At 51.3% G+C, this 7,148-nt stretch carries 5 protein-coding genes and 1 pseudogene; 5 read left to right on the top strand and 1 reads right to left on the bottom strand.

The window, feature by feature from the left end; all coding sequences use genetic code 11:
- The first annotated feature begins 160 nt into the window (after positions 1 to 160).
- From DFO68_RS05310 to DFO68_RS05295, 4 genes are all read left to right on the top strand, one after another.
- Positions 161 to 1,654, top strand: coding sequence for a site-specific integrase (locus tag DFO68_RS05310; protein ID WP_133482630.1), 1,494 nt, complete (start codon positions 161 to 163; stop codon positions 1,652 to 1,654).
- The gene (locus DFO68_RS05305; protein WP_133482629.1) at positions 1,651 to 2,127 is read left to right on the top strand and encodes a hypothetical protein; all 477 of its coding nucleotides are present in this window, start codon (positions 1,651 to 1,653) and stop codon (positions 2,125 to 2,127) included. Before DFO68_RS05310 ends, DFO68_RS05305 begins: the two co-directional genes overlap by 4 nt.
- A complete protein-coding gene (locus tag DFO68_RS05300; RefSeq protein WP_133482628.1) occupies positions 2,124 to 4,052 on the top strand; it encodes a DNA topoisomerase III in 1,929 nt (642 codons plus the stop codon). The genes DFO68_RS05305 and DFO68_RS05300 overlap by 4 nt, the downstream gene beginning before the upstream one ends.
- A 131-nt stretch (positions 4,053 to 4,183) precedes the next feature.
- Entirely contained in the window at positions 4,184 to 4,342 is a 159-nt protein-coding gene (locus tag DFO68_RS05295; protein ID WP_243726422.1) for a helix-turn-helix domain-containing protein, read from the top strand.
- 448 nt (positions 4,343 to 4,790) lie between these two features.
- On the opposite strand, the pseudogene DFO68_RS05290 reads toward DFO68_RS05295, so the two are convergent.
- A pseudogene (locus DFO68_RS05290) lies at positions 4,791 to 5,549 on the bottom strand (transposase); the annotation flags it as partial.
- Positions 5,550 to 5,635: 86 nt separating this feature from the next.
- Between DFO68_RS05290 and tnpC the strand changes: the two are divergent.
- Positions 5,636 to 6,862 carry an IS66 family transposase gene (tnpC, locus tag DFO68_RS05285; RefSeq protein WP_133482627.1) on the top strand — a complete coding sequence of 409 codons (1,227 nt, stop codon included), beginning with the start codon at positions 5,636 to 5,638 and terminating at the stop codon, positions 6,860 to 6,862.
- Positions 6,863 to 7,148 lie beyond the last annotated feature (286 nt).

Raw genomic sequence — 7,148 nt, 5'->3', positions numbered from 1 at the left:
TCTCGACCGCGGTCAAGCAGGGGCTGGCGGCACATACGGCACTGGAGCAGCTCTTTACGGGTGAAGTGCCGGATTTCATGCGACAGGACGACCTGGATCAGGCGGCGTGAGCTGAATAGTTACACAAAAACTAAAATACAAGACATGGAAAAACCACCTTATGTTTGCATCTCATGCCCAAAGAAAAGGAGTGATAAGAAGGAATATTGATAACTATGAAAAGCTCTCTATTTATCTATCTCCAAATGGTGAGGCGGTTTCGCAAGCGGTATGCTTGCCTGAAAAAATAGCGGCGGCATATTTTAGTGAGGCCCTTGGTTTTATTGAAAAATTACATCCGTACAGACATCAGATTTCCGAATCTTATGAGGAGTTTTCAACTAAATATACGAAGATCATCGAAGAAAAAAGATATTCTTGCGCCCGCATACGGCGGAAATATGCTTTAAAAGGAATAAAATACGAATTAGATAGCTTAGGTGTAAGCTTTGATTACAGGGGAGCTTGGCTGTCAAAGCTGAGAGGAGCTTGTTATATTGTTATTGCCGCATTTACAGGATGTCGAGACGGTGAGATTAAATCTTTTAACATTGACTCATACAAAGAAAAGAAGTACGCAGGGATCAAAGTATCGGTTCTTCATGGTAATCATACCAAGCCCAATGTAGGTGGTGTTTCAAGAGAGACTTCTTGGGTAACTATACCAAGTGTTAAGAAAGCTATTGAATTACTCTGGGATGCTTTCAGATTTGCTCGTGAAGGTTGGAGAAGTCAGGCGGCTGATATTGAACACTTTGACGAGCGACATAAATTCTTGAGAGATATTGATAGCCTTTTTGTAACACTTCCATATCTAACAGGCTATCAGCCTAGGGCCGGCAAGCAATCACTTGCACACTCTCTTAGGACGTTTGTTCGCTCTGTAGATTATCGGGCAACAAGAGAAGATGTAAATGAATTTGATCTTTTAAACCCTACCAGGGAAGGAGACCTGAAAGTCGGAGAGATTTTGGAAGTTCACCCTCACTGTTTCCGTCGAACATTTGCTGTTTATCTTGTACGTAACAAATTAGCGTCACTGCTAGATATAAAGTATCAGTTCAAACATATGAACATAGCAATGACTTCCTGGTATGCAAGTCAAGCCAATCTCGCCTCGCACTTTGATATGATGATCGACTCAGACTTACAGGATGAAATAGCAGGAGAGAATAAGAACTATACGGCAGATATATTTTATTATCTTTACAATGATGCTGAAACCTTAGCAGGACCCGAGGGTAGACGAATAAAAAATCTCCGTGCTGAAGGCGATTTTACAGTATACCTTAGCAAAGAAGAGATTCTGAAACAGGTAGAGGAAGGGCGTCTTTCCATTACTGAACATCCAGGCGGATATTGTACAAATCCAAATTGTGATAGAATTTGCGACATGTCTGTTTGTCAATATAAAGTTGTTACGCTTAAAAAGGCCAGATCCTTAATCCCCACCAGGGAAAAGTTAATGGCAAAATATAACGCTATGTTGGCCAGTGGAATTGATATGCCTAATGTAATATCTAAGATATACTTCGAGATCAGGTCTATAGAGAAGGTTTTTTCCGAGCACAATATCGACTTCGACATATTCAATGGACAGGATTTTCATATATGAGTGGCGAAGATAAACTTTCAGAAAGAGGGGTGGCAACAACTCAAAGGCTAGAATCGGCCCTTAAAAGGCTGATCGAAGGAAAGCCAGAGCGGACTCCAAATGATGGAAAACTGAACCTAAGTCGCATAAATAAAGAAGCAGGACTTAGTTCAGGAGGAATTTATTACTATGTGGAGTTTGTAGAAAGAGCTCGAAAAATAATAAATGAGAATAAAGCAAAAGACGCAGCTTCATCATCTGCATCCAAAAAATTATCCATAGAAAAACTCAGAGCCCAAAGAGACAAAGAGCACGAGCTAAAAGTGCATTACAGGTCACAACGAGATGAGATGAAAAAATTCTGCGACCACGTAGTAGCACGTCATGCGAACTTGGAGTTCTCTCTGTATGAGGCGCTAGAGAGGATAGATGCGCTTGAGGCTGAGTTGAAAAAAGTTACAGTAGTAAAGCTTGATCGAGGTAAAGAAAGTTGATTTTATACATCGCCGAAAAGCCAAGTGTTGGTAGAGCAGTCGCAGATGTACTCCCTAAGCCACACCAAAAGGGTGACGGATTTATCAAAGTTGCTAGTGGCGACGTTGTGACTTGGTGTATCGGCCATTTACTGGAGCAGGCTGAGCCAGAAGCTTACGACCCCGAGTACAAAAAATGGAAAAGAGAGCACCTCCCAATCATTCCGGTCGAGTGGAAGCACGAAGTCAAAAGCCAAACACAAAAACAATTCAACACCATTAAAAAACTTATTAAAGAAGCCGATCAGCTTGTTAACATGGGCGACCCTGATCGTGTTGGTCAGGTTCTAGTCGATGAGGTCATAAATTATTCCGGCGTCAGTAAAGAAAAACGTGATGCGACGCTGCGTTGTCTCGTCAACGACATGAACCCTGCCGCTATCAGAAAGGCCTTGAATGATCTCCGCAAAAACACTGATTTTATATCTTTAGCAACATCCGCCTTGGCAAGGGCAAGGGCCGATTGGCTGTATGGTATAAATATGACTCGTCTGTGCACCCTCCTTGGACAAAGTGCCGGTTACAACGGAGTTTTGTCCATTGGGCGAGTCCAGACACCCGTCTTGGGCTTGGTTGTCCACCGGGACCGAGAGATCGAGAATTTCGTATCTAAGCCTTTTTACGAAGTGTTTATCACACTGCAAACACCTACAGGAGAGTCTTTCGTCGCAAAGTGGAAACCAAGTTCCGCTTGTGAAGCATATATGGATGAAGAAGGTCGTGTGCTTTCACGAAAGCTGGCTGAATTTGTTCAGGAAAAAGTTAAGGGGAAAAATGGAAGCGTCAAGGCCGTTAAACGTGACAGGAAGAAACAAACCTCTCCCCTGCCTTATAACCTATCAGGTCTCCAGGTTGATGCGTCAAAGCGGTTCAACCTCAACGCCCAAAAAACTCTGGACATATGCCAGCAGCTATATGAGCGTCACAAGCTGATCACCTACCCACGATCAGACTGCCGATATCTGCCCAACGGCCACTATGACGAACGTCAGGCCGTAACTAATTCGATTGCTAAAACTGCAATGGGGCTAGTAGATGCTGTAAATAAGGCAGACCTCTGCCTGAGAAGCAAAGCATGGAATGACGCCAAAGTGGGTGCCCACCACGCCATTATTCCTACGTCCAGATCGATGTCTTCTGATCGTTTGACTCAGGATGAGAGGAACGTCTACGAACTTGTTGCCCGTCAATACTTGATGCAGTTCTACCCTGCTTTCGAGTATGCAGAGCATCAAATTGATAGTGAGGTTGAAGGCGGCTTGTTCGTTGCTAGGCAGAAGTCAGTCATTTCTGATGGATGGAAAGCGCTGTTACCGCCTAATAGAAGTGAAAAGCAAAATACTGAGTTTTCTTCAGCAACACTGCCGAATGTTAAAGAAGGTGATTTTGTTATCTGCACTGACGGCAGAATAGACGAGAAGCAGACAAGTCCCCCGAAGCGCTTCACAGATGCAAGCTTGCTGGCCGCTATGACAGGGATTGCACGATTTGTATCAGACCCGGAGATCAAAAAGGTTCTCAGAGATACAGACGGGCTTGGGACTGAAGCTACCCGTGCTGGAATCATCGAGCTTTTGTTCAAACGACAGTTTCTGACTAAGAAAGGCAAAGAGATTCATTCAACTGAAATCGGACGGCAGCTTGTGAAAAGCCTGCCTGAGCGGATGGTCGTTCCAGATATGACGGCACACTGGGAGTCTCAACTTGAAGCAATCAGCGAAAAGCGGATGCGTTATAGGCAATTCATGCAGCCATTGACGGAAGGCCTGGGAATATTAATTACTGAAGTCGAAAATCAAGACTTTACAAGCTTGAAGGGTATGGGTAAAAAAGTAGTTAGAAGGCGAAAAAAATCAAGTAAAAGGACCACTCCTAACTCGAATTGAAATTTTTGTGTGGGAAAGTAACCTCAACTCACATAACGTGACAGGAACTCATGACATGTGGTATTTTTGGCAGTCAGTATAGAACAATTACGAGTGGGGATACTGACATACTTTGATGCCATCTTGCTCGCATGATGGGCGAGCATAAGGTGCGCATAGCTGCTGTCGCTAGAGCTACTGAGCTGAGCAGGACCACAATCACCCTGCTATATAAAGAAACGGAACAGAAATTTGATCCCGAGTCCGATGATAGGCTACGTCGTCTTTTTAATTTTCAGGTTGGAGTTTAACTTGAAATAATCAAATAAAAGCAGGAAGCGTTATGATATTCCACGAAGACACTTGCGAAAACATACCGACCATCTTCCACCTTTTTAATAAATTCAAGTTATCAATCCAGGAGATCAATCAACTTCATCCGGTTCGTGACTGGCTCTCTCCCATGCTAATCAACAATCAGGCATCAGTGAAATGTTTATAAATACTGCGTTTCGCCTCTTGCTAACTCCTGAATCCGTGAAGTCGGCGCTGACACTCTCCCTATCACCGCCAGCGAGCATTTTTTGACCACTCGCCCCGCATATCGAGGGATTCGCGGGCCCGATGTCACCGAAAATGCCCGTGCCGATCGGTCCCGATGGCCCGGTTTTTCCCGATTTTTCACCCGCCAGGCACGGCCCGTCTGGCGACCGGTAGTCGCCACTCGCGCATTGCCTGGGGGTGGTCTCCGGCAGGCGATCAGCATGGCGATCCTCGCGGGTAACGCAGGCGGGTCCGCAACGTCTTGAGTAGCGTCATGCGCCCGATGTCCTGACCGACGTCGAGGATGATCTGGCGCGCCTTGTCGATCACCACGGCGGCGCGATGGACCAGTTCCTGCAACACGGTGCGCAGCCGGCGCCGCTTGGCCGGATGGCGGACCGGGCTCAGCTCGCCGGTCATGCCGAGCTGTCCCATCAGCCGCAGGATGTTGTAGGCCAGTTGGGCGAGATGCAGGATCAGGTCGTTGGTGGCGAACTTGCCGGACGGCAAGCGCTCCAGGTCGAGATCGGTCTTGATCTCGCTGTGGAACTGCTCGTGGGTGGCATGCGCCTGGTAGCGCTTTATCACCGCCTCCGGCGCCTCTTCCAGGCTGGTCCACCAGCCTTCCAGCTCATAGTCCGGTTCGATCAGGAGTTGGCCATCGGGATCAGCGGTGCGTTCCACCAAGCGCATCACGCGCTTGACGACGTATTCGACCTTGTCGTCGCGGATCGAGACGGTCTGGGTCCACATCGCCTGGCGCTTGCCGGGGCGCAGCGCTTCCCAATAGCCTTCAGCCACGGCCAGCCAGGTGTCCAGATCGGCCTTGGCCGAGTCCCGCGGGTTCCATTTGACGAGATAGTCCAGCCGCCGGCCCGCCTCGGCAAAGGCCTGCCGCTGCCGTTCGAGCAGCGCCAGGTGCGCCTGGCTGTCGAAGCCGCTGTCCTCGCGCAGCAGGATCGGTTGCTCGGTCAGGCCCTCCCTGTGTGTCAACCTGAATCCATACACCGGCTCAGTGAGTTAAACTCGATGTCAGAGCCCGAGGTTCAGGAGCCCGTATCATGCCTAAACCGCCAACCGAGCTGCCGGAGGGCATGACGCAGGACGACGTCGAGGTGATCGCCACGCGCAGCACCTTCCGTCTCGCTCAGCGCCGGGCCAGCTTCGAAGTGCTGGAGTATCGCTGTCCGGTATTCAAGGTCAGCAAGGAGGCGCCGCCCCAGGCGACGCCGGCGCCGGCCACGCTGTTCGACGGTTCGCTGGCCGATGTCAGCTTCATCGCCGGCCTGCTGGTCGACAAGTTCTGCTACCACCTGCCGCTCTACCGTCAGCATCAGCGCCTGCAGCAGGCCGGCATCCAGCTCAGCCGCACCACGCTGACCCAGCAGGTGGCGCGGGCCGCCGCCCTGCTGTCGCCGATCCACCTGGCTCAGCTGGAGCACGTGCTGCAAAGCCAGGTGCTGGCCATGGACGAGACGCCGATCAAGGCGGGCCGCAAGGCCAAGGGCAAGATGAAGGAGGCGTGGTTCTGGCCGCTGTACGGCGACCACGACGAGATCAGCTTCACCTTCTCCCCGTCGCGCGCCAAGGCGCATATCGACAAGGTGCTGGGCGAGCACTTCGAGGGCGTGCTGCTGACCGACGGCAACGCCTCTTACCCCTGCTATGCCGAGAAGCGTCCGGGGGTGACCCACGCCGAATGCTGGGCTCACGCACGAAGGCACTTCGAGAAGGCGCAGGGTAGCGATGAGGCGGTCGAGGAAGGTCTGCTGCGGATCGCCGGGCTCTACAAGACCGAGACTTGGATCCGCGAGAAAGGCCGTGAAGGGCCCGACAAGCTCAAGGCGCGCACCACCTACAGCGAACCCCAGGTGCGCGCCTTCTGGCAATGGTGCGACCAACAACTCCAGCGTGACGATCTGGAACCCCGCCACCCGCTGCGCCAAGCCGCCGAGTATGCGTTGAAGCGGCAGCGGAGCCTGGAGGTGTTCCTGTCCGACCCTGACGTGCCGATCGACACCAACCATCTGGAGCGCGGCCTGCGCTGCATTCCCATGGGAAGGCGTAACTGGCTGTTTTGCTGGAGCGAAGTCGGCGCCGAGCACGTCGGCATCGTGCAGAGCCTGCTGACCACTTGCCGGTTGCAAGGCGTCGATCCCTACACCTACCTGGTCGACGTGCTCCAGCGCGTGGCCCTCCATCCGGCCTCTCGGGTCGAGGAATTGACACCGCGCCGCTGGAAGGCCCTGTTCGCGGACGCGCCGCTGCGCTCCGATATCGAACGCTGAATCGACAGCCGCCGGCGCGTCGGGCAAGGTAGCGCCTATCCCGATGCACGAGATCCGGTTTCCCATGCGTATCGACGACATGAGCCTCGACCAGCTCCTGGCGCTCAACGACCTCATCTGCCGCCGTATCGACGAACTCCAGGCCCGTCAGGAGATGGACGTGCTGAGCCGCCTGACCCTGGGACAGACCGTCTCCTTCGAGAGCCGCGAGGGGCAAGTCTTCGGTCGCGTCATCAAGATCAACCGCAAGACCGTCGTCGTGCAGTCGGAAGACCACCGACAATGG

It is taken from the genome of Halomonas ventosae (genome assembly GCF_004361885.1).
GTDB lineage: Bacteria > Pseudomonadota > Gammaproteobacteria > Pseudomonadales > Halomonadaceae > Halomonas > Halomonas ventosae_C.
This window is presented reverse-complemented; position numbering and strand designations above follow the sequence as displayed.